The sequence below is a fragment of the Runella aurantiaca genome, assembly GCF_003339505.1.
In the GTDB taxonomy this organism is placed as follows: Bacteria; Bacteroidota; Bacteroidia; order Cytophagales; family Spirosomataceae; genus Runella; species Runella aurantiaca.
In genome coordinates this window covers 168,994-192,626 of record NZ_QPIW01000009.1, presented here as the reverse complement: position 1 = coordinate 192,626, position 23,633 = coordinate 168,994, and the positions used below count along the sequence as shown (strand labels likewise).

At 45.3% G+C, this 23,633-nt stretch carries 21 protein-coding genes and 1 other RNA gene; 12 read left to right on the top strand and 10 right to left on the bottom strand.

The window, feature by feature from the left end; translation table 11 throughout:
- Positions 1 to 349: 349 nt before the first annotated feature.
- The 3 genes from ssrA to tsaB all read right to left on the bottom strand — a co-directional run bounded on the left by ssrA (position 350) and on the right by tsaB (position 2,734).
- Positions 350 to 723, bottom strand: a transfer-messenger RNA (tmRNA) gene (gene ssrA, locus DVG78_RS13465).
- Positions 724 to 857: 134 nt separating this feature from the next.
- Positions 858 to 1,961: a PQQ-binding-like beta-propeller repeat protein gene (locus tag DVG78_RS13460; RefSeq protein ID WP_158550027.1), complete on the bottom strand. Its 1,104-nt coding sequence runs from the start codon at positions 1,959 to 1,961 to the stop codon at positions 858 to 860.
- A gap of 77 nt (positions 1,962 to 2,038) precedes the next feature.
- A complete protein-coding gene (gene tsaB / locus DVG78_RS13455; RefSeq protein ID WP_229598219.1) occupies positions 2,039 to 2,734 on the bottom strand; it encodes a tRNA (adenosine(37)-N6)-threonylcarbamoyltransferase complex dimerization subunit type 1 TsaB in 696 nt (231 codons plus the stop codon).
- Between the two features lie 142 nt (positions 2,735 to 2,876).
- Here tsaB and DVG78_RS13450 point away from each other — a divergent pair, with 142 nt between their 5' ends.
- The 3 genes from DVG78_RS13450 (at position 2,877) to DVG78_RS13440 (ending at position 6,344) form a co-directional block, all read left to right on the top strand.
- Complete coding sequence (locus DVG78_RS13450) at positions 2,877 to 4,241, top strand: UDP-N-acetylmuramate--L-alanine ligase (RefSeq protein ID WP_114461591.1); 1,365 nt, start codon at positions 2,877 to 2,879, stop codon at positions 4,239 to 4,241.
- 101 nt (positions 4,242 to 4,342) lie between these two features.
- A complete protein-coding gene (locus DVG78_RS13445; RefSeq protein ID WP_114461590.1) occupies positions 4,343 to 5,383 on the top strand; it encodes an aminoglycoside phosphotransferase/kinase family protein in 1,041 nt (346 codons plus the stop codon).
- 103 nt (positions 5,384 to 5,486) lie between these two features.
- The gene (locus DVG78_RS13440) at positions 5,487 to 6,344 is read left to right on the top strand and encodes a TIGR01459 family HAD-type hydrolase (RefSeq protein ID WP_114461589.1); all 858 of its coding nucleotides are present in this window, start codon (positions 5,487 to 5,489) and stop codon (positions 6,342 to 6,344) included.
- A 22-nt stretch (positions 6,345 to 6,366) separates the two neighbouring features.
- Here the strand turns inward: DVG78_RS13440 and DVG78_RS13435 are convergent, their stop codons facing one another.
- Positions 6,367 to 8,253, bottom strand: a complete 1,887-nt coding sequence (locus DVG78_RS13435; RefSeq protein WP_114461588.1) for a 3-coathanger stack domain-containing protein — start codon at positions 8,251 to 8,253, stop codon at positions 6,367 to 6,369.
- A gap of 439 nt (positions 8,254 to 8,692) precedes the next feature.
- Between DVG78_RS13435 and DVG78_RS13430 the strand changes: the two genes are divergently transcribed.
- Both DVG78_RS13430 and pgmB read left to right on the top strand, forming a co-directional pair.
- Positions 8,693 to 9,571 carry a PIG-L family deacetylase gene (locus DVG78_RS13430; protein WP_114461587.1) on the top strand — a complete coding sequence of 293 codons (879 nt, stop codon included), beginning with the start codon at positions 8,693 to 8,695 and terminating at the stop codon, positions 9,569 to 9,571.
- A 90-nt stretch (positions 9,572 to 9,661) separates the two neighbouring features.
- Complete coding sequence (gene pgmB / locus DVG78_RS13425; RefSeq protein ID WP_114461586.1) at positions 9,662 to 10,324, top strand: beta-phosphoglucomutase; 663 nt, start codon at positions 9,662 to 9,664, stop codon at positions 10,322 to 10,324.
- 198 nt (positions 10,325 to 10,522) lie between these two features.
- On the opposite strand, the gene DVG78_RS13420 is transcribed toward pgmB, so the two are convergent.
- Both DVG78_RS13420 and DVG78_RS13415 read right to left on the bottom strand, forming a co-directional pair.
- Positions 10,523 to 12,118 carry a peptide chain release factor 3 gene (locus tag DVG78_RS13420; protein ID WP_114461585.1) on the bottom strand — a complete coding sequence of 532 codons (1,596 nt, stop codon included), beginning with the start codon at positions 12,116 to 12,118 and terminating at the stop codon, positions 10,523 to 10,525.
- A gap of 51 nt (positions 12,119 to 12,169) precedes the next feature.
- Positions 12,170 to 13,876, bottom strand: coding sequence for a hypothetical protein (locus DVG78_RS13415; RefSeq protein ID WP_114461584.1), 1,707 nt, complete (start codon positions 13,874 to 13,876; stop codon positions 12,170 to 12,172).
- Positions 13,877 to 13,932: 56 nt separating this feature from the next.
- Here DVG78_RS13415 and DVG78_RS13410 point away from each other — a divergent pair, with 56 nt between their 5' ends.
- Complete coding sequence (locus DVG78_RS13410) at positions 13,933 to 14,433, top strand: SixA phosphatase family protein (protein ID WP_114461583.1); 501 nt, start codon at positions 13,933 to 13,935, stop codon at positions 14,431 to 14,433.
- Positions 14,434 to 14,471: 38 nt separating this feature from the next.
- Positions 14,472 to 14,654 carry a hypothetical protein gene (locus DVG78_RS13405; RefSeq protein WP_114066294.1) on the top strand — a complete coding sequence of 61 codons (183 nt, stop codon included), beginning with the start codon at positions 14,472 to 14,474 and terminating at the stop codon, positions 14,652 to 14,654.
- Here DVG78_RS13405 and DVG78_RS13400 read toward each other — a convergent pair.
- Entirely contained in the window at positions 14,651 to 15,823 is a 1,173-nt protein-coding gene (locus DVG78_RS13400; RefSeq protein WP_114461582.1) for an aminotransferase class V-fold PLP-dependent enzyme, read from the bottom strand. The two genes, DVG78_RS13405 and DVG78_RS13400, sit on opposite strands and share 4 nt — an antisense overlap.
- A gap of 162 nt (positions 15,824 to 15,985) precedes the next feature.
- Between DVG78_RS13400 and DVG78_RS13395 the strand changes: the two genes are divergently transcribed.
- Positions 15,986 to 16,525, top strand: a complete 540-nt coding sequence (locus DVG78_RS13395) for a DUF8685 domain-containing protein (protein ID WP_114461581.1) — start codon at positions 15,986 to 15,988, stop codon at positions 16,523 to 16,525.
- 92 nt (positions 16,526 to 16,617) lie between these two features.
- On the opposite strand, the gene xerD is transcribed toward DVG78_RS13395, so the two are convergent.
- On the bottom strand, positions 16,618 to 17,511 hold the full coding sequence (xerD, locus tag DVG78_RS13390) for a site-specific tyrosine recombinase XerD (RefSeq protein WP_114461580.1): 894 nt from the start codon (positions 17,509 to 17,511) through the stop codon (positions 16,618 to 16,620).
- A gap of 480 nt (positions 17,512 to 17,991) precedes the next feature.
- On the opposite strand from xerD, the gene DVG78_RS13385 reads away from it, so the two are divergent.
- Complete coding sequence (locus tag DVG78_RS13385; RefSeq protein WP_147277075.1) at positions 17,992 to 18,792, top strand: hypothetical protein; 801 nt, start codon at positions 17,992 to 17,994, stop codon at positions 18,790 to 18,792.
- A gap of 163 nt (positions 18,793 to 18,955) precedes the next feature.
- Positions 18,956 to 19,246 carry a hypothetical protein gene (locus DVG78_RS13380; RefSeq protein ID WP_114461578.1) on the top strand — a complete coding sequence of 97 codons (291 nt, stop codon included), beginning with the start codon at positions 18,956 to 18,958 and terminating at the stop codon, positions 19,244 to 19,246.
- 60 nt (positions 19,247 to 19,306) lie between these two features.
- Here DVG78_RS13380 and eat read toward each other — a convergent pair whose 3' ends face one another.
- Together eat and DVG78_RS13370 are read right to left on the bottom strand one after the other, a co-directional pair.
- A complete protein-coding gene (gene eat / locus DVG78_RS13375) occupies positions 19,307 to 20,632 on the bottom strand; it encodes an ethanolamine permease (protein ID WP_114461577.1) in 1,326 nt (441 codons plus the stop codon).
- An 82-nt stretch (positions 20,633 to 20,714) separates the two neighbouring features.
- On the bottom strand, positions 20,715 to 21,674 hold the full coding sequence (locus DVG78_RS13370) for a vWA domain-containing protein (protein WP_114461576.1): 960 nt from the start codon (positions 21,672 to 21,674) through the stop codon (positions 20,715 to 20,717).
- Positions 21,675 to 21,758: 84 nt separating this feature from the next.
- Here DVG78_RS13370 and DVG78_RS13365 point away from each other — a divergent pair, with 84 nt between their 5' ends.
- Positions 21,759 to 22,721 carry an L-threonylcarbamoyladenylate synthase gene (locus DVG78_RS13365; RefSeq protein WP_114461575.1) on the top strand — a complete coding sequence of 321 codons (963 nt, stop codon included), beginning with the start codon at positions 21,759 to 21,761 and terminating at the stop codon, positions 22,719 to 22,721.
- Positions 22,722 to 22,769: 48 nt separating this feature from the next.
- The gene (locus tag DVG78_RS13360; RefSeq protein ID WP_114461574.1) at positions 22,770 to 23,570 is read left to right on the top strand and encodes a sterol desaturase family protein; all 801 of its coding nucleotides are present in this window, start codon (positions 22,770 to 22,772) and stop codon (positions 23,568 to 23,570) included.
- Positions 23,571 to 23,633: the final 63 nt, after the last annotated feature.

Below are 23,633 nucleotides of genomic sequence, written 5' to 3'. Positions count from 1 at the left end.
ACTGACCAAAACTTTAAATCGTAACAACCAGTAAGAGATGAGACTGTAACGTATCACGCCTGAAGGATCGAAGACAGACTGTGGGAAGAACAATACTCAGTTTGAAAATACCTGAAAATGATATACTTATAAAACGGTCAAAAGAGTACGTCTAAAAAAGGGATTCAATTATGATGTAGACGAAGAAGGTAACGCCATTATCAGAACATCATTTTTGGAAATGGAGATGAAACCAGTAGGGAAGTAATGACACTAAAAGGTAGAACATTGATTTATGATAGGTAGCACATTTAAAATGTTTCAACAAAAAACCCCTCAAATCGTTGATTTTGAGGGGTTTTTAAATTTTTTGTGGAGCCGGTGGGAGTCGAACCCACGTCCAGAACAAGGAAACCGTACGCCTTCTACACGCTTAGATTTGATTGGGTTTTCGAGCGCCGGCAAGGTTCAAATCAGACCTCATCCTGCACCTTAGGTGTTGTGTCTCGCCGGGTATCAACACCATCAACCCGACCAGCCTCACGTTTCGACGCTCCTTGACCCAACCCGCAAGGCGGAGGTTGGAGGAACGATGGCTAAAGCTTAATCACTCCGGATTAGGCAGCCATAGCGTAGCTATATTCGCCAGCTATTGTTTATGCGTGTTTTTAACAGGACTCGCGCACACGTCCCGACGTGCTTATACGTATTGCCTCAACTCGCTGTCAAAACCATGGCGGCCCCAATAAAAGTTGATGCCCTACAACCGATGACTGTTTTTGCAAAGCGTTTACTTAAAACAGCCATTTTGAAATCGGGTTCTGGTGGAACACCCACATAAGCTAAAAAAGTTCGCCCGCCGTCAAAATATTATAAGGTTACTGTTGCAATCCACTGACGCCCGCGCTATAAGTCCCCCCTTTTGCGTTGAGAATCACGGGCGAAGAATAAATGCTACCTCCCGTTTGAAACTCCCATTTTTTAGCGCCTGTCTGAATATCTACGGCGTAGAGTTTTCGGTCTAAACTCCCAATGTACACCAAACTGTCGGAAGCCACGGGCGAAGATTGGATGCGGTTTTCGGTCCAAAACTCCCATTTTTTTGCGCCCGTTTTAGCATCCAGCGCGTAGAGTTTATAATCGTTACTGCCCGTGTACACCACACCGTTGGATACCACTGGCGAAGAAAGCACGGGGCCGTCGGTCCTAAACTCCCACTGTTTTGTGCCGGTTTTGGCATCCACCGCGTAGACCTTACGGTCAAAACTGCCCACGAATACCGTACCGTCGGCCACCGTAGGTGAGGAAGTTACTTCACCACCCGTCGAAAATTGCCATTTTTTTACCCCCGTCAGCGCATCTACCGCGTACAGGTTATAATCATTGCTGCCCATGTAAACTACCCCATCTGCCACGGCGGGCGACGAATCGACCCCCGTTCCAGTGGCAAATTCCCACACTTTCTCTCCCGTTTTGGCATCCAATGCGTAGATATTTGTGTAGCCACCCACGTATACTTTGCCGTTTACTACCGTACACGAAGACACGCTCAGCCCCTCGGCCGTGAACTCCCATTTTTTAGCGCCCGTCACGCCGTTCAGCGCGTACAATTTACTGGTAAAATTGGCGGTATTGCCCATACCAGCGTATACGGTGCCGTCGGCAAAAAAGGGCGCGGAAGAAATCCGCATTCCAGCGGCAAACTCCCACGCTTTTGCCCCCGTCTGAATATCTAAAGTATAGACTTTTTCGTCAGAACTTCCGACAAACACCAGCCCATTGCCCAGCACTGGCGACGAATGCACGGCGTCGGCGGCCGTAAAATCCCACAGTTTCATTCCCGTTTTGGAATTGATGGCGTAGAGTTTGTTGTCACTGCTTCCCACAAAAATCGCGTCAATGCCTTTGGGCATCGGATCTTTTGTTTTAGAACAACTTGCCAATAGCACAAGGCCAAGGAGAGAGAGAATACTGTTTTTCATGAACCAATTCATCTGTTTTTAGAATGCAATCGAAACTTTGTTAACAACGGCAAATCACTTTGGATAGTACTTTTAAGTCAAACCAAACGCGTTTTTTTAGGAACGGTGGTCATAAATTCTTTCAGATAATACGGCTCAAACGCTTCGACATCCTCAAATTGTTGTTTCTCAAACAATCCAACCGCCAATTGCCCTACCGTTTTGGCCGAAGGATGCACCTCTACGGGGAGAAAAAAAGCATTGCCGTATGCTTCCATAACGGGTTGACATTTGGCGGCACCATCACCAAAAAACACGATTTTTTGACGACGTAATAACTCCGCAAACGACTCTCCATCCATAATTTTGGCCTGCGTAGGCTCGATATAATTCAAGGTATAGTCAAAAACCGCGCAGTATACTTCCATGCGACGGGCATCGAGCATGGGGCAAAAAAGGGTATCTTCGTCAAAAAAACCGCTGACCTGAAGCGTCAGCGCTTCGAGGGTATTGACGGCCAAAAGAGGTTTATCCAGCGCAAAACACAGTCCTTTGGCCGTAGAAACGGCAATCCTTAATCCAGTGTAAGAGCCTGGCCCTTTGGCTACGGCAATGGCATCGACGTCGGGCAGCCCAAAGCCCGCATGTTCGACGGCATTTTGAATAAGCGTAGTCAGCATCCCCGACGAGGATTTTTCGGCCAAGAGGTCATAGCTCGTCAACAACTGACCGTTTTGGTGTAACGCAACCGAGCAGCCGCGTGTGGAAGTATCAATACTTAATAAAAGTGGCACGTTTTTGTTGGTATTGTGTGAAAAGTTTGATAGTTTGAATGATTGGCTGTTAATTTGTTTGCAAATACAACTCATTTACTCAAACTTTCCAAGTTCATCAACAGAAACATGGTAAGTTTTTCAAACCCCTATTCATAGAGAAATGCAGGTTCATTTTATTGCCATCGGCGGAAGCGTGATGCACAATTTAGCGATTGCTTTACATCATAAAGGATACCAAGTGACCGGCTCGGACGACGAAATATACGACCCCGCCCTCACCCGACTCCAAACCTTGGATTTACTTCCTGCCGAAATGGGCTGGTTTCCCGAAAAAATCCACGCGGGACTTGATGCCGTCATTGTGGGAATGCACGCCCGTAAAGACAATCCTGAACTGGCCCGTGCCACAGAATTGGGCCTGCCACTCTATTCATATCCTGAATATATACTCCAACAAAGTCTTCATAAACAGCGTGTTGTAATTGCGGGCAGCCACGGAAAAACAACCATCACGTCGATGATTCTGCACGTGCTTCGGTTCAACAACCGCGTCTTTGATTATTTGGTAGGTGCCCAACTGGAAGGATTTGACACGATGGTGAAGCTAACCGACAATGCCCCCGTGATTGTCATTGAAGGCGACGAATACCCCGCCTCTCCTACCGATCCCAACCCCAAGTTTTTGCATTATCACCCACACATAGCCCTCATCAGCGGCATTGCATGGGACCATTATAATGTTTTCCCGACCTGGGAAGTGTACGTAGAACAGTTTGAAAAACTAGCCGATTCCCTGCCAAAATCAGGGGTTTTGATTTTTGACGAAACCGATGACATGCTCGACGTCATCGGCAAAAACGAACGGCTGGATGTCCGTCCCGTTCCCTACGAGGCTCACCCCCACAAAATCAACAATGGGCAAACCTTCCTCACTACCAACGATTATGGCGACGTGCCTTTGTTGGTTTTTGGGGAGCATAACATGAAAAACATCAGTGGCGCATTGGCGGTGTGTGAAGAACTTGGCCTGACCCAAGCGCAATTTTACCGAGCCATTCAGAATTTCAAGGGAGCGGCCAATCGCATGGAAACGTTGGCTAAAAATGACAAATCGGCCGCATTCAAAGATTTTGCCCACGCTCCTTCCAAAGTAGAAGCCACCACCAAAGCCGCCAAAGCACAGTTTCCAAAACGAACCTTAGTAGCCTGCGTCGAACTGCACACGTTCAGCAGTTTAAATAAAAATTTCATCGGACAATACGCCCACCGACTCGATGGTGCCGACGTAGCCGTGGTCTATTATAACCCTCATACGCTGGCCCACAAACGCCTCGATGCCATTGAGCCATCGGAAGTGAAAGCAGCTTTTCAGCGCGATGATTTACAGGTTTTTACGGAGAATGAAGCATTGCAACAGTTTTTGCTTGAACAAAAATGGGCACAATCCAATCTGTTGATGATGAGCTCGGGAACCTTCGGCGGATTGAATCTGAAAGAACTCGCGGGTAAAATTATCAAGAATTAAAGCCTTAGTTAAGGGGGGCTTCCCCCTTAACTTCCTCACCTACCCCTTCTCCTAGCAAGGATTCCATCAAAACTAACGCTATCTTTGTAAAAATTTTTACAATGCGTTTTTTAGATTATCCTTCCATCATCAGATTTGCGTGGGCCGATTTTGATTCCAGTCGCCCCATCGACCACATTGAAGACATAAGTGCCCGTGTTTCTACCAATCACGTATTCAGGGTAACTCTTGAAGGCGGCGACCGTGTCATTGCCAAACTCTCGTATTTCGGTAAGTTTGAGCACTTTAAAGAAGACCATCGCCTGATTCATACCCTGGCCAACAACCTGTTGTATCCGTTTGAAACGGTGCTGGCGAAGTCGCTGGTCAAAAACAACCAAGTGTACGTATACCGTCACCAGCAGGAAGACATCGACGTTTGGGTGGTATTTTACAACCCCATCCGGGTCGCTGAAAAGCTTCCCCGCCGGTTGGAAGAGTACCACATCAGAAAGCTCGGCTCAGAGATTGCGCGGTTTCATTTGGCTTGCTCACGCGTGAGCACCGTGATGCCCAAATCTTCTAAAACCCTGCGTTCGGATATTCAGGATTTACTCGATCTGCTGGATACCGAAACGGGCAGCTACGAGCACCGGATGAACATCGAAGCCCTTCGGGTTCAGTGCAATCGTTTTCTGGAAAACCGTAAAACGATTGTGGCGGGGGCAATCGAAACCATCCCTGTGTTTTTGGATTGGAACATCGGCAATTTTTCGGTCAACAGCGACTTAGAGCTGTTCTCGCGTTGGGATTACGACTGGTTCCGCATTAGTTATCGGGTCATGGACTTTTATTTTTTCAGTCGCGTTTGTTCCGATGCTGGTGACCGTACCGTATTTTCGTATTGGATTAACCCCTTGGCTGAAGAGCGTTTTGGCTGGTTTTTGGAAGAATATCACAAAGTCTTTCCGCTCACCCGGCGCGAAGTTCTTTTCTTGCCAGAAGCTTATCGTTTTTTCATTTTGAACTACGTAATCAAATACGGGCGCTATTTTTTCCATCGTACCTACGCCACCAAACTCCAAAGTGAAGCCTACAGTACGTATTTCCCGTCGATTGATACGTTTTCGGTAGAGCCTATTTTGGAACGATTGAAATTATAAACGCTAAACTAATACATTGATTAACAATCGAATATACCCACTAATCAAACTTAAAAATAACGACGATTGAAACCTTTCGCTCGTTTACCTAACATTTCACTGCATGTTAAATCTGGATAATTTTAAAGAAATCGCCGACAATTATCAGGTCTTTTTCTTCGATGCTTTTGGAGTGTTGAAAAATGCTCATGGATTGATTCCCAACATTGCTGACACTTTTTCCTATATACGACAGCAGCAAAAACAGTTTTATATACTCACCAACGATGCCTCGCGGAGCCCGCAACAATTGGCCGAATCTTATTGGCGGCTGGGACTGCACGATGTCACCGCCGACAGCATCATCTCTTCAGGAATGTTGGCGCGTGAGTATTTACAATTGAAGGTAAAACAAGGAACTGCCGTGTATTTGGGCACCGAAGATTCGGCCCATTATATTGAAACAGCCGACTTAAGAACGCTTTCTATCTCGGATGTAGATTTAGACAACACCGCTGATATTAATGCCCTCGTGCTGCTCGACGACGAAGGTTTTGACTGGAATAACGACCTCAATAAGGCGGTCAATCTACTGCGGAGGCGTACGATTCCCGTCATTGTGGCCAACACCGACAATACCTACCCGACCTCAAAAACCCAGGTAGCCATCGCAATTGGTGGCGTGGCCGATATGCTCGAAAACATTGTTGGAAAACAATTTATTCGTTTTGGCAAACCCGACGCCCAATTGTTCATGTTTGCCTATGAACGAGTGGTGGCGCAAAATCCCGCCATCGGCAAAAAAGACATTGTCATGGTGGGTGACACCCTCCGGACTGATATTTCGGGGGGCAATAAATTTGGGTTGGACACAGTGCTGGTGCTCACGGGCAACATCCCCGCTGAAGACGCCGAGATTCGGATTAGAAGTACGGGCATTATCCCGACCTACGTGTGCGAGTCGGCGGTAATTTCAGTTTAAAATAAGTGCTTTTTCTGGGGCTTTAATTGCTGCAACCCGCTCCCGCAACTGCTGTGAATGTGCTGTTCTTTTCAGACAAAAAGCCCGGTTGAAGGGTTACGGAGTTTTTAGCATCGTACATAATATTGGCCCCCGCCCGAACGGCGTTAACCCCAATCAACGTATTTGAGGCTTTTATGGTGAGCGTTTGCCCCGAAACATAGGGGGAAGATAAAGTGGCAGTAGCTGGACAAGCACTGACCTGAACATTGGCCGCCACCGAAGCACAACTCCCGATACTACAAGTAGCGGTGTACGTAGTTGTTTGCGTGGGCGCCTGCGAAATACTGTAGCCCGATTGACCTGTAGACCAATTGACCGACCCCATGCATCCCTGCGCATATAACGTCACCGATTGCCCAGCTACGACTGGAGAAGCACTGACCGTCAACGAAGGAGGTGCGGAAACTCCCCCAGGCACTGTCACTGATTGGGATAATATGATGTTATCAGAACCATCTTTTAAATACACCCGATAAGTACCTGCCCCGGGGGTTATAGTTTGAGTATTTGGTAATTGGTATGCAGTGGAAATATCATTGTTGCCACTCACCCAAAAATACGTGTATCCCGCAGGAGCAGTCACAGAATACGTGCCCCCCGAACACCCTAAGGTCAGCGAAGGCGGAGCCATTGCGGCATAAGGCGTAGCATTGGCAAAGAAATTATTATCAAGATAGGTATTCCAGCCGTTAGCCATTTCAGAAATCCCTTGGATCCCTCCTGATACATTTTCAAGATGAACCCCGTCAGGACGAGGAATTTGAATAAAATCGGTTTCGGGGCCCGCAAAAATTTTGTCCGTGGGGTTAATGGTCAAATTTTGGCCTGAAATTACTTCAGAATCTGTAAAAGGAGCACTTCCATATTCCCAATAAGACACCCTAGAAATTACCCACGGCAAGAGCAGCTTATCGGAGTGGCTTCGCGAGCGACTGATTACGTGATTTAGGCTATCTCGGTATTCAGTTGCCAATGTATTATCATTGGGGTCTGCGTTTCTATTTTTAACCAAATCTGATTCTCCCTGATGCCAAAGCACGGCCCTGACCCCAAACAACGAAGCGTAAAAATTAAGCGCCTTCCGTAAGTATTGGTACGGAAAATTCGGATTGCCAGCATATTGGATTCCAATGTGTGGATGGGCGGATGGCAGGCCGTCGGCACTGCGGCTCCAATTGCCAATAGATGAGCCACTTGCCGCGGCATTGAAAAACAAAACAGGCACGTTAAAACGATTCAATAAAGCATCTCCCAACTCCCCCCACGCCCAAGAAGTAATGCCGTTGGGTGAAATACGAATTCCCTGACCTGTATTGTTCAACGTAGAAATCTGCGGGAAGGGCGGGTCCACATTTTGACAGGTACCATCAGGACACGGCAATAGCCAATCTACGTATTTAATTCGATTATTAGCATCTACGGAAGCTTTATGTCCATGACTTTCAATCCCTTGCACATTGGATTGGCCTGCAATAACGAATACCTCACCCACTCCCACCCGCGACAGCGTGGCAGTGGTAACTACATTATTAAACAAAACAGAACGTACTTCCAACGTATACCACCCGCCCGTCACTCCGCTCAATGTGCCCTTGTAAAGACCCGCTGCAGGGGATGTATCAATGCTTGTCCAACCCACTCCAGTTCCACCCGCGACGGCAGTCAACCGTGCTTCAATACGCTCCACTCCACCAGTATAACTCCCTGCAATTGAAATTGTGGCGGTGTTAGAGGTATTTCTTTGAAAAACAGCCCCGTCGAACGGAAAGGTAATTGAAAGTTGTGCCCAAACCGAGGAACTTACCGTGACTGCCAGTAAAAAGAGCAGTATTTTAATTTTATAACGCGAGGGTCGATCAATAAACATTTATTAAAATATAATTGGTGTAGGGTAAATGACTATTTCCAAAGGAATAAATAATTCGATACTCTTCTTACCTTTAAAATTCAGTATTAACTTTTGACATCGCCCTCTTTCAAAACAATACACCAAACCCTATCACTACCGAAAAACGTCGATGGCAAAAAGGACAAGTCTGGTAGAAGTTGGGGAAGATTAAGACTGTCTTGGATAGTGTTAGTTGAGAGATATAAAAATTTATACCATACAAGATTTTTTTACGATTAAATGGGTATATATATTTAATAATCAATGGGATATAAAATTTTCGAGAAGTCTAAATATAGCTATTACACCCTAAAAAAGCGTGTTTTTAATATTAAATTTTACAAATAGTTATCAAACGGTCCTAAGCACATACCCCATAATCATCTCTAAAACCATTTTTCATTTTTTTCATAAATCCATGAAATCTTTACTTTTATACTTTCTGCTGTTATCTGCATTTAGTGGCTTTACCCAAGGCCCCAAGGTACTGATTGTTACGGCTCACCCCGACGATGAAACCATGTTTCCCGTTACAGTTTTTAAAATTACGCGTGAACTCAAAGGGAGTGCCGACTTAGCCCTGATTACAGATGCTTCGGGTGGCTTTAACGGTATGTTGGCTTCGATGTATTATGGTATGAACATGCTCGATTCGGTCGTGGGTCGCAAGAACTTACCCCTTATACGTAAAAAAGAAATGATGGCTGCGGGCGAAATACTTGGCATCGGCAATTACTACTTTTTTGACCAAATCGACGATTATTACAACCGCAACGAAAAACCATATCTTCAAGGTAAAAACTGGGACATCAGCTACATAGAGCGCCGATTGGACGGTATTTTGGCCAAAGGACAGTACGATTATATCTTTTGTATGGTTCCGCATGAAGGGCAGCACGCCCACCATAAAGCTGCCTCACTGAGCGCTTTACGGGCAGTTCAACGCTACAAAGGCCCCAAACCACCCATAGTTTTGGGCGGACAGTCGGCCAATAAGGGATATACTTTTACATTTTCTTCGCTGGATGGCTACCCCGAATCGACCATTAGCTCCGCCGCGCCTGTGTTTGAGTTCGACCGTTCGTTTGGATTTGGGGAAGATAATAAACATAGTTACATGATTGTTGCAGACTGGGTGAAGGCTTCGCACAAGTCCCAAAGCGGCGACATGAACCAGTCCATGCACCGCGGAGAATTGGAAACATTCTGGTATTTTGCCCTTAATGGTGACCAAAGAATTGCCGAGGTAAAACAGCTATTTGAGACCCTCAAAAAAAGTGGATTTCCGACCAAATAGTCAGTCTCTTAAATTTACTACTTACTAGATGCGGAGAAGTAGGGCCTTTCGGCGTATTTTTGCGTATCACCAAACCTATGATACTCAGACATGGCCCAGCCAAAAGCATTTTTGTTTGACCTCGATGGGGTCATTGTAGATACCGCCCACTTTCACTACCAAGCATGGCGACGGTTGGCCAATGAAAAATTGGGGTTCGACATCTCAGAAGAATTTAACGAAAGCCTCAAAGGAGTTAGCCGCACCGAGTCGCTGGACCGAATTCTCTCCCACGGAAATGTGACGCTCACTCCCGCTGAAAAAGAGACTTTGGCCACACTCAAAAACGACTGGTATGTGGAGTTAATCAATAAGATGACTCCCGATGATATTTTGCCAGGTATTAACGCATTTCTAGAAAAAACACGTTTAGCAGGAATAAAAATCGGATTGGGCTCGGTGAGCAAAAACGCCAAACCGATTCTGGAACGTATCGGCATTCTCAACGCTTTTGACGCCATTATTGACGGCACCAAAATATCCAAAGGCAAACCCGACCCTGAAGTTTTTTTGAAAGGAGCGGAAGAATTAGGCGCATCTCCCAACGAATGCGTCGTATTTGAAGACGCTGTAGCAGGTATCGAAGCAGGCCGAAGAGCTGGCATGAAAACCGTTGGCATAGGTCAACCCGATATTTTAACCGAAGCCGACGTAGTTTTAGCCAATCTAAACAATCTGACAATCGAGGACTTACGAAAAGCCTTGCATTTTTAGGGGTGAAGGAGTTTCCTACCCACAAAAAAACACAGGATTTTTTTTGGAATAAATTGTTTTCTATCTATATTTGCACAACTAATAATGGTGTGGATATAGTCGGAAAGCTGTTCGAGGATTTCGAGCAGCTTTTTTTATTTTATCGCCCTCGGCTAAATGTCTCAAAATGATAAAAAGCGGGCAATTACCCGCTCTTCACTAATCTGCCATTACTTTAAATTCTGAAGTTGTGTGGAACTGAATGTCGGGGTTGTTGTCCCGGTTCATGCGCAACATCCATTCGGAGTCCGCCAGAAAAACGGGATTGTCATCTTTATCGTACCCGATTTGTGTTCCTTTCAAACGAATAAATTCTTGAAGTTTTTTGGGGTCCTCGCTCGTTACCCAACAGGCCCTTGTCGTATTCATCTGCACCCAACGACACTTAGCGCCGTACTCATGCTCCAATCGGTATTGAATTACTTCAAATTGCAATTCGCCTACCGTACCCACTACTTTCCGATTTCCGGGCTGAACTGTAAACAACTGCGCCACCCCTTCGTCGGTCAATTGCTGCACCCCTTTCTCCAATTGTTTGGATTTCATCGGGTCAAGATTGATTAATTCTTTGAAGATTTCGGGCGAGAAACTCGGGATACCCGCATATTGCAACTCCTCCCCTTCGGTGAGGGTATCGCCGATTTTGAAAGTACCCGTATCGTACAAACCGATGACATCTCCCGGAAATCCCTGATCAACCACCTCTTTTGCGGAGGCCATAAAACTGTAAGGGTTGGAAAAACGGACGTTCTTTTCCAGACGGGTATTTTTATAAAACTTACCCCGTTCAAACGTGCCCGAACAAACCCGCAAAAACGCAATTCTATCGCGGTGACGCGGGTCGATATTGGCGTGTATTTTGAAAATAAAACCCGTAAAATTCTTCTCATCGGGCTTTACCAAGCGCACATTGGTTTGACGGGCAATGGGCAGCGGAGAAATTTGACAAAAGGCTTCCAACAATTCACGGACGCCAAAATTATTTACCGCACTCCCAAAAAACACAGGAGCCACTTTGCCCGATAGGTAATCTTCACGGTCGAATTGGTCGTAAACACCATCAATAAGTTCGACATCTTCCCGCAATTGGGCGGCATCGCGCCCGCCAACTTTTGCATCCAATTCGTCAGAATCCAACTCCAGCAGCGCCACATCATCTTCCACTTTGGTTTTATTCACTTTGAAAAAATACATCTGTTTTTCCAGCAAGTGATAAACCCCTTTAAAAGTAGCACCACCGTTGACGGGCCACGTCAACGGACGCACTTTCAGGTTCAATTTTTGCTCCAACTCATCGAGCAAATCAAACGGGTTTTGCCCTTCTCGGTCCATTTTATTGATAAAAACAATCACTGGGGTATCCCGCATACGGCATACTTCCATCAGCCGTTCGGTCTGTTCCTCCACGCCTTTTACGCAGTCAATCACCAAAATCACCGAGTCCACTGCCGTAAGGGTACGGTAAGTATCTTCAGCAAAATCTTTATGACCAGGGGTATCTAAGATATTGATAAGTAGGCTGTTATACTCAAATGTCATCACCGACGTAGCCACCGAGATACCACGTTGTTTCTCGATTTCCATGAAGTCAGACGTTGCGGTCTTCTTGATTTTGTTTGACTTAACCGCGCCCGCCGTTTGAATGGCCCCTCCAAAAAGCAGGAGTTTTTCGGTCAAGGTCGTTTTTCCCGCATCGGGGTGACTGATAATGGCAAATGTGCGCCTTTTGGCTATTTCCTGTTGGATCGTACTCATTGTAAAATTATTGGATATCGGACTTCCGAAAAAGGTTGCAAAGTTAACAGCTTATTTCTGAAAATCCTGAATTATAAGGCGTTGAGAAGTATAAACAAGGCGAGGTTTTTGGGTTTCGCTGAAGAGAAAGCCCACTTGATAGTTTCCTTCGGGGATGTTATCTTGATAAATCCACGCTTCAAACCCTTCTTTAAAGTAGTTTCCTGTGCGTAAAAAGGACCTTCGTTCTCGGTTTGGCCGCTGTTTTACGGCCGTCACATAGGCAGTAGAATCATTTTTAAGCACCATGAATAACGCATTTTGGGGTTTGTCTTGACTGACCGCCAATTGTTCATTCCGTACTTTATTAATGAGAATTCCTCCGTAGGCGGGCAAGGTATCGATATCAACGCTTAAAGACACATTGGGCATGGTCAATGTATCAGCCTTGATTAAGTTTACTTCATTCAGCGCGGTGGTTGGAATCACGTAGATACCTTTTTCTACAGCTTCATCAAAATATTTCTTGACCACTGTGTTTGTCATAGTCTCCAACTTCCCCGTCACCCGACGATGTTGCTTAAGCGAAAAAGCATCGGATATGAGCGAATTTCGAAAATTAATGACGTCGGACGCGGCAAACATATACGTACTGACGGCAAAAATGACACCTACAACGGTCATTCCCCCCGTCATTATTTTTTGACCTCTTTGGGATAAAATCAATAGAAACGTTACATAAAGCGCCACTACCGACATCACAGAATAAATCATGTAGCGCGCGGGGGTTTCGAGGGTATCTACGGCCCGGGCGGTGGCCACGCCCAACCCCGTAACGAGCAGCCAAGCAAGCAAGGCCAAAAGCGATAAATTGGCCGGCGTATCCGTAAAAACGGATAAAATCTTGCCTTTTGAAGCGTTATTTACTAATTTTTTGACGTATTCAACCACCAACCAAAGCGCTAAGCTTATCAATGAAAGCGTAATTCCCACGCCCAAAACCGCCACTTCTGGCAGACGCCCACGAAAGTAGGAAGCGCAGGAGCCAAAAAACGACACAATGGTTAAAGCGGAGTTTTTAAGGCTTTTTTCTTGACCTAAAGACCCAAAACCGAAGGGATAATACCAATAAAACAAAACGGTAGTTAAGACACAGGCTATCAACCAAATAATGGCTTTTTTGTGCCGTGTTTGAAGCAGGGGAATGACCAATCCAACGTACATTCCAAAAAGACCATTTCCGTTGGTATAGGTCAACAAATATCCCCCAATAATGGCCCCCGTAAACGCCCAATTGTTGTTTTTCGACAATAAAAAATAGGTCAATAATCCAATGGCAAATGAAGCGGTATATTGCCACAGCGCCGCCGCCCAAAAGATGTTCTCGTGATACGCTGGCGTAAACAAAAACAGGGCCACTGGCAACGCATACCAAAACGGCAAACGATTGACCGACAGTATCTTCCAAAAATACGTAAACAAGCCGATGACCAGGCCGCTGCCCACCAAAATCAGCGTTCGGTAGTTGGCTTCTCCCGTCAGTAGATAATCCAGCCAAAACACCAATTTGGCCGTAATCACCCCGTGTCCGTTGTGTTTATATTCCAATTCCTGCATAAAATGCAGGGCATTGGGAGCATTGATAAACTTAATGATGTATTCTAAATACGCATAATCATCAAAATAAGGGACATTTACCGCATTTTGGCCCACAAAACGATAAAATAAAAAGGCAATAATAAGTACTGTGAAAGCAGCAAAGACATTTAAAATTTTCATGCGTACGACACTTGGCGAGCCCGCAAAGATAGCTTATTTTTGCAAAAATGACTTCTATGAAACGTTATCTGTACATAGTCCGCCACGCCAAAGCGGAAGATAGTTCCTCATTCTTCGGGGATTTCGACCGCGAGCTTACTTCATCGGGGACGATTGACGCCGCCCGCATGGGAAAGTTTCTGGCCGACAAGGGCCTAAAACCCGACTTGTTGGTGAGCAGTTCGGCGGCCCGGGCGTTTCAGACGGCCCGCATCATGGCCGAACAGCTTCATTACGAATATGAAGCCATCAAAACCACCCGCGACCTGTACGACAACGGCCCTAAAGCCTACCTTGCGGCCGTCAATACCGCCCCCGAAAAATGCCGACATCTGATGGTGTTTGGCCATAACCCCGATATCACTTACTTTGCCGAATACCTTACCAATTATGACATCGGCTCCATGTCAAAAGGCTCGGTTGTCACCGTAGAATTTACCAATATGGATTGGGAAGAAATCTCATCCAGAACGGGAAAATTCATCAGCTACGACTCTCCAAAACACTTAAAACAATAGAGCGCCTGTTTTCACTTTTGCCTTTGGCAACTCCCGAAATGAACCGAAATCGTAAAATATTTATTATCGTCAGCGTTGTTTTTGTAGCCATTGTGGCTTTCTTCGCCATCGACATGGCAAGACGCACCACGGCCCCGTGGAACAAGAAAAAACAGATTATCCGGGCGTTTGACGTGGCCGCGCCCAATGACTCCATTGCGGTAGATACCACCCGTCGCTAGGTCAACACATCGGCCAACGCTTCTACCAAGGCATTCATGTCGGCGGCGGTATTGTACAAATGCGGCGACACCCTAATGCCCTGCCCACGCGCCGCCACAATTACTTTTCTGGCCTCCAATGCCTGCTGTACTTTCACGACATCCGTCGAAGCGGGTAACCTGATTCCAACCAAATGATGCGCCCGCTCCGCTTCGGGTTCAAACTGAACGCCAAGGCTGGCTAACTTTTGAACGGGTTGCTGCCAAAGCGATTGGCAATGCGCCTGTATCGAATCGCAGCCCCAAGCTAGTTTTTCGCGCAGTGCCACTTCCAACATCGGCATTTGAATAAAATGTGAATGCTCTCCTACGTTGTACCGGTACGCTTTTGGGCGGTAGTTTTCTTGGTATTCCGTGAGTTTATAAAATAAATTGCTCTCTTGGCGGGCCATCCAAGACTCTTCGAGGGGAATTCCGCCGTCAAAAAATTCGCCGAAATACGCCAGCCCCATTCCATAAGGCCCCATCAACCATTTATAAGCGGCGCAGACCATTATATCAGGTTTTACTTTCTGAACGTCAAAATCAAGGGCGCTCACCGACTGCGTACCATCAATGGCAACGAGGGCATTGACAGCCCTTGCGCGCTCGGCAATTTTCTCGATTTCAAACTTAATCCCGTATTGCCAATGCACGTGCGGCATCACCACCAAGGCCGTATCGTCATTGATGGCCTCCAGAATGCGTGCATTCCACTCTTGCCCCACGGCTTCGGAATCGGGCATCTGCACGGTCACAATCGTTAAAGACAACTCTTTACAAACCCGCGACCACGCGTATACATCACTGGGAAACTCATCGCCCAACAATAAAATATGTTGACCCGCCCGCAGCCCTGGCTTACGGTACAAGTTGCGAGCCACCACCGCCATCGCATACGAAACCGACGGAATGATTGCAATGCGCTCTTTATCTTGGCTGTTTATCAGTTGGTCAAATAATTCCCGAACAACCCATGCCCGTTCAAAAAAATCATCAGGGCGGATTTGGTGAATCGACGGGCTGAACTGTTGGATGGCATCAATACCAGCTTGTTCAACGGATTTTGAAAAAGGACCACGTGTGGCACAATTGATAAAATGTATTCCTTCGGGAAGCGAAAAAAGAGATGAAGTGTTATTTTTTAACATGTCGTTTATGAATGCAATACATCTAAATACCAAGAAAAAGTCCAAACACAAATCCTGAAAATCAGTTATTTATAAATATTTTACATTTTTCTTACAAAAAAATAAACTATGGCACGAAGTTTGACAATATGACTACTATAACTCATAAGTATATTTAAAAGCATGGATATTATATTAGGCATTGGTTCACGAGTTCGTCATGCCGAGTTTGGGGAAGGAGTCGTAATTAATGTAAAATCCAACGGTTATACCATCACATTCCTGCAGCACGGAGCCAAAGTTATTAAAATAAATGCGCCGCTGGAAATAATCGAGGCCGTTGAATTAGACACCGATTTAGTGAGCTTGTTTGATGTTGAGCAAACATTAAACAAAGTACTCCAAAAATGGATGGACGCCACTGAAACTGTGCCACTCGGCGACAAATGGAAGGGCGGAAAAATTATTTTAAAACCTGGGCGACACGACTTGGCGTCCAAAGAAATGACGATTGATAGCTTCTTTCACAAGATTGTTATGGTTCGCGACCGCCTCAGGGTACTCGAACAACGCGTGAATGCCAGCAATCTAAACGACGAAGAAAAAGTAAATATACAGCAGTATATCACCAAAATATACGGTTCAATGACCTCCTTCAATCTGCTCTTCAAACATCCTGAGCATTATTTTGTAGGAGAAAAAACCAGCGGTGATACTGCATAGAAGATTATGAATCACGCTGCTTCAGCGATGATTTGAATATGGGGTAAAATAAAGGCGAAGATCGCGAGGGTCACTGACCTTCGCGACTTTTTTTAGGCCCTCGGGTGGTATTTCGTGACCACTTCTCGCAGGTATTCACGGTCTAGGTGCGTGTAAATCTCGGTCGTTGTAATGGATTCGTGCCCTAGCATCTCCTGCACCGCCCGTAAATCCGCCCCGCCTTCAATCAGGTGCGTGGCAAAAGAATGACGAAACGTATGCGGGCTTACGGTTTTCTTCAACCCAACCTCCTCCACTAAATTCTTGATAATCAAGAATATCATAACGCGTGTCAATTGCTTTCCACGACGGTTTAAAAACACATAATCTTCGTGGCCTTTTTGCACTTCCACCAAACTACGGATGTGCTCGATATACAATAAAGTATACTTGATGGCATCACCACCAATGGGAACGAGCCGCGTTTTGCTTCCTTTGCCAATCACCCGCATAAAGCCTGCGTCGAAGTAACAATTCGTAATCTGTAAATTGACCAGTTCGGAAACCCGTAACCCCGAACTGTACAAGACCTCCAACATGGCACGATTACGAGCACCTTCTGCCGTGGAAACATCGTTGGCGTCCAATAGCTGTATAATTTCGGGATAGGTGAGCACATCTGGAAGGCTTCGAGACAAATGCGGCGACTCAATCAACTGGGTGGGGTCGACCTTTAATACATTTTCTAGCACCAAATAATTGAAAAATGCCTTGATACCCGAAAGCATCCGCGCCTGAGAATAGGCCACTAATCCCAAATCGTGTAAATATCCCAAGAAGCCCAGAATATCCAATTCTGTCATTTCAGTCAGGTCTTTACCTCCCAACAAATCCATGTACTCCGACAATTTGGTGGCATCCCGGACGTATGCTTCCACCGAGTTATCGGCCAAGCCCCGTTCGAGCATCAGGTAGTCTTTAAAATGTTTGAGGTAAGAATCCCACATGTTTGATTGCAGCACAAGTCTTGGGCGTTAGATATAACGTATCGGTTAAAACGCCCGAATTTACTATCTATTGGGTTTAAAAAATGCCCTTTTTTTTAAAAACAAAAAGCTGCCCGAAATTTCGAACAGCTTTCCGACGTTATCCACACCATTTCTATAAATCCAATTCAGTTTGAGCTGGAATTGAATTATGTTGCAATAATACTTAAATATCCATTAATCAAATATTAAAATTTTATTAAAAAAACTACAACATTTAAGCCTTTTTAAACTCTTTAAAGTAATACTATAACTATTTCAAGTTTACTTTTTTGAAAGAGAAAATTTTTCTGATTTCTATCATAAATCTATCCCATTCAGACCTACATTTTGGCATTTCATCTCACTTAATAATCAACTCATCGTTTTTTCACTTAGCCCCCTTATGTCAATTTAAGACATTTGTTTCCAAATTATACAGCCACCTATTACCCATTAAAAATGGAAACATCTCAATACACCTACTTAGGAACGCTAAGAGGGCTTTTGGTTTTTTGGATATTATTTTGTATGTACGGCTGCAATCGGCAAAATGCTCTCGAAGAACCTCTGCCCGCCCAGAAACTCCCCAAACTAAACAATGTTGTTGCCTTCAATCGGAAGCATGAATTTTTTTATGATTCAAAAGATTTCGTCAATCGAATTAGCATCATCAATAATTATCAAAGCGAAGACGAGTTTAGCACTCACTACACGCTCACGTACAATTCTAGCGGCAAGTTAGTGAAGGTCTTGGGGCAAGAAGACTCAGGTACCGTTAGAGAAACCAATTATTTTTACGACAAAACTTCACTCGTCAAAACCGAGGAGTATTCCAATAAAATTCTCACAAGAACGATTGCATATACATTTAATCCCGACGGAAAACTCATTGAAAGAATCAGAAAACTTGCCCAGCCCAACGACCAAGAACCCGAAACACTGAAGTATACCTACGTTTATGACGCTCAAGGCAACCTAACTCAGGAAACCAGTTATAGCCCTGGGAAAGCACTCGACGATTGGACGGTTTATCAAACGGTGATATATCGTAAATACGATGACAAGACCTACGTGGAGCAGATGATGAAATACCCGCTTCTCCCCCATGTAATAATGCATCGCAACAACCCCCAAGAAATAATTGTGAAAGGAGGCTGGTATTCCTACCTCATTACCAACGCCTATGAATACAACGACAAGGGTTGGCCAATCAAAAAAGTAATCGGTGGGACCGAAAAACTGCTTTTTAGCTATTATTGATTTCTGTTGGGGATTGATTTAAGTCATTTTAGAACCCGATGATAGCAATTCATGCCAAATGGTATTGATGAAAACCATCCAAATCTTGAACTTCACTTCGCAATTCGGCCAATCGCTGAAATTACAACAGCCAACATAGTTCTTTTTTTCATTATTTACAGCCATGACCGTCAAAACAGTATTCATTGCACTTATGGTAAGTGCCCTTAGTCTGACGAGCACCCATGCCAAGAAAACCTCTCAAAACACCTACTTTTGGGTAATTGAAAACGGAACGGAGACACAGCCGTTTAGTATTGTCCGCATCTACCGCGTCGACAATCAGCTTGTGTACGAAAAGCAACTTTCGAACGTAGAACTTGATAAAAAAAAAGCAGGAACCCAGCGGAAACTCAACAAAATCCTGCGTGCCTATACCTCATGGGCCCAGCAGGTAAGTGAGTTGACTTCCTAAGAAATCCCTGCTTAACGAAAGTTGGAAAAACCGAAAGTAACTGTCTCCTCAGCGAGGTGGTTACTTTTGGGTTTCTGGCTCTTCATTTCGATTAAACATTTTGTAAAGCACAAACGCCACCACCAACGCTCCAATGTAATACCCCGTAAGCAACGGGTTGGAGACTGCCACCGCCACCAATGCTACTCCCGCAAGAATCAAGGCACAAAGCGGAACAAAAGGGTAAGCAGGCGACAAAAAAGGGCGCTTTAGCGCAGGCTCTTTACGACGAAGCTGAATCACAGAAATGGAACCAAAGCAATATAAGGTCAGCGCACCAAGCACCGACAAAATGATGATTTCGGCGGCGGTATTTGAAAACAATATCAAAATCCCCACCAACATATTAACGACCAAAGCGTTGGTAGGCGTTTTAAACTTAGCATGAACTTTTCCGAGTAGGCCCGGAAAATGCCCGATGCGTCCCATTTCAAAAGTTGCTCTTCCAGCCGCCATCAACAATCCATGAAAAGAGGCTACCAGGCCAAAAAGGCCAAAAACAATGACCGCAAAATACAAAGGATTGGCCTCCCCAACCAGACGCGCCAAGGCCAATGGCAGCGGTGAATCAGAAGTTGTACCATCTGGTTTGTACACGATGGCTTCCCAGCCCCCTACGCCAACGGAGCAAATAAACGTAAAGGCGCACAGCACCACCAACGTAAGCATGGCCGAACCAAAACCGCGAATAAGATCCCGCTGAGGGTTTCGGCTTTCTTCGGCGGCGTTGGCCAAGCCTTCAATGCCCAGAAAAAACCAAATGGAAAAAGGGAGAGCCGCCCAAACGCCCGCCCATCCATTGGGTAGCGCATTGGCCGTAAGATTTTGAATTGAGATTTGGTTGTAGGTTGCCCCTGCAAACAAGATTAATCCCGCCACGGCCAAAAAAGTAATCAACAACTCAAACGTAGCCGCCAGTTGCACGCCCACAACATTCAGTAACGTAAATAGCATATACGCACCCAATGCCGCGTAGGTTGGTGGCAATTCAGGGAAGAACAAATTAATGTGCGCACCGATACCCACCGAAATCGCGGGCGGTGCCAATACAAATTCAAACACTTGGGCTATGCCCGCCATAAACCCCCAATCCCGCCCTAAAGCCCGCGTGGCGTAATCAAACACACCGCCCGCTTTAGGTATAGCACACGATAATTCGGCGTATCCTAACGTAAAACAAACGTACATAATAACCGACAACACCGTGGCAACGGCCATTCCTAAAGTACCCCCTTTCTCTAGTCCAAAGTTCCACCCGAAATACATTCCGGAAATAACGTAACCTACACCTAACCCCCAAAGTAAAGTAGGGGTAAGTGAACGATGCAAATTTTCATTTTGGGACATAAGAAATCTGTTAAGAGCGTAGAGTGGGCTATATAATAAGAGTGTGTAATGTGGATACTTACAAAATGGCAAAAAGTTACTTCTAGACCTGAAAAGTGGTGACGGTGACCAATACGTCAAACGCAATCAACACCAATGCTGCCAGTAAAAAATACCTGTATTTATTACTGACTACGGCCACCTTCCGACTATCAATTAATCGACTTTCCACCGAATTTATCGCATTTACTACTTCTGGAATAGCATTAGATTGGTTGTTTATCTCAAAATATTTCCCACCAGTAGTCGCGGCCAAGTCTCGCAGGTATGCCGAGTTGAGTTTGGTCGTCACCACCTGCCCGTTTTCATCTTTTATCCAATCTCCCTTTTGACGAATATGCCCCCCCGCGTTTGTGCCGACTCCTACGATAAACAGATTAAAACCAAACTGCCGAACCGAAGCCAAAGTTTTGCGCTCACAGTTCCCGAAATCTTCCCCGTCGGTCATCAACAAAATAATTTTTGACGTATTTGCCGAAGGATTCTGGAGCAGTTTCTGAATGCACAATTCCAGCGCACTGCAAATATCCGTACCAGTATTACTCACCTGCAACGTACTCAGCGATTGCGTAAATAACTCAAACGCATTGAGGTCAAACGTAAGCGGAACTTGCAAAAAAGCATCCGAAGAAAACACAATTAAACCAAAACGATTTTCGACCAACGAAGCACTGAGCCGTTGCAACTCAAACTTCACTTTTTCTAGTCGTGAGGGCTGAATATCGGTAGCGTCCATGGATTTAGAAACATCAACCAATACCATCACATCTTTTCCTTCGGCAATAATATCCCGTTCGGGTTCCCCGAAAAAAGGTCCCAACAACGCCACAATCAGCAACGCAAAATACGTAGTGCGCAGAAAAAATTTAATCACAACGGCCCGGGCCGTTGCCCCTAACGCCCTAGCAACCAAAAAAGTACGGCCAATGTAAAGTACATAGAGTACGAGAAACGTACCCATAAAAATGTATTCAACCGCCGTGAGTTCGTAGTTAAAATTCATAAAAAGGGTGAAATAATGGCCAAATTAACAAAAAAACCGTTGCAGAAGGAGGGTTAACGCTACTCTATAGACTAATTTTGCAGCATGGCAACCATTGGAACCGATATTCTATCCGTTAAAAAACTCCTCAGCGCAGGAGAAGTAGTGGGCATTCCGACCGAAACAGTATATGGTTTGGCGGGCAACGCCTTCAACGACGATGCTGTTTTGAAGATTTTCAGCGTAAAGAATCGCCCACAATTTGACCCCCTAATTGTTCATACCGATTCCATTGCTCATGCCGCCACCTTTGTCCGTTCTTTTCCCCAAAAAGCAAAGCAACTAGCCGAGGCTTTTTGGCCAGGCCCCCTTACGTTGCTTTTACCCAAATCTGACGCCGTTTCTGATTTGGTAACGTCTGGGCTCTCCACTGTCGCCGTCCGCATTCCCAATCACCCGCTGACGCTGGAGTTGCTTGCCTGCCTTGATTTTCCATTGGCCGCACCAAGTGCCAATCCCTTTGGGTACATTAGTCCCACGTCGGCGCAGCACGTCGAAAATCAACTTGGAAAGAAAATCCCTTACATCCTCGACGGCGGCGAGAGTACGGTAGGCATTGAATCTACCATTGTAGGGTTTGAAGGGGAAGATGCCGTGGTGTATCGTCTGGGCGGGATTGCCGTAGAAGCCATTGAGCGCATCATTGGCCCTGTGCAAACCGTATCGCATTCTACTTCCAACCCCAAAGCGCCAGGGATGTTAAAAAGCCATTATTCTCCTAGAAAACCCCTGTTTATCAATCATTTGCCTGAAATATTACAACAATATTCACCCAGCAAAATCGGAAGTCTGACATTTAATCATTTGGTGGATTCAATTCCCGCTGAAAACCAGCGCGTTCTGTCTCCCACCGCTGATTACCCCGAAGCTGCCAAACATCTTTTTGCGTACATGCGCCAGCTAGACAGCCTCCCTATTGACGTGATATACGCGGAATTGCTCCCCGATAAAGACTTGGGGCGTGCCATCAATGACCGCATCCGTCGGGCGGCGGTGAGGGAAGTGTAAATCTTATTTTATATGAAACATAAACGGGCCAAAAGCAGTTAAAAACGCATGGAAACCATTGATTTTACCCAACCGTGGACTTTTGCCCAAACAGCACTGTACTTTTTTTTGGGGATTTTCGGACGTTATGTGCTCATCGCAGCCCTGTTTCATTACCTTTTTAAAGTAAAATACGAGGCTTATTTTCAACCCCGTGAAGTAAACCAACGCCCCCGACGTCAAGGACAACATTGGCGAGAAATCGGTTTTTCGTTCATCACCGCCCTTATCTTTGCTTTTGTTGGTACGGGAATGGTGGTGGCTTGGCAAAAAGGATACACCCAAATTTACACCGACTTCCATGAGTATTCCACACTTTGGTTTATTGTCAGCATCCTGATTATTCTCTTTTGCCACGAAACCTACTATTATTGGCTTCACCGCTGGATGCACCACCCCAAAGTGTACAAATGGGTTCATAAAGCACACCACGACAGCATTACCACCTCGGCCTGGACTTCTTTTTCATTCCATCCGATTGAAAGCATTTTACAGGCGATTGTGCTGCCAGTATTGCTGTTTATTATTCCGCTTCATTACGTTTCGATTGGTATCATTTTATTGATTATGACCACCACTAGCGTTGTCAATCACTTAAATACCGAACTCTATCCGCGCGATTTTCACCGTCATTGGTTTGGCAAATGGTGGATTGGCGCCACGCATCACAGCCTACATCATTCACAGTTTAAATACAATTACGGGCTATATTTTACCTTTTGGGACAAGTGGAGTGGCACTGAAAGCCCTGATTTTAAGAAGCTATTTGAGAAGAAAACGAGAAAAGAAGGGGAAAGTGTTAAAGTATAGGGGTAAAATATTCAACATTTTACCCCTATACTTTAATTGGTTTGTTAGAGGTCTGACTATCGA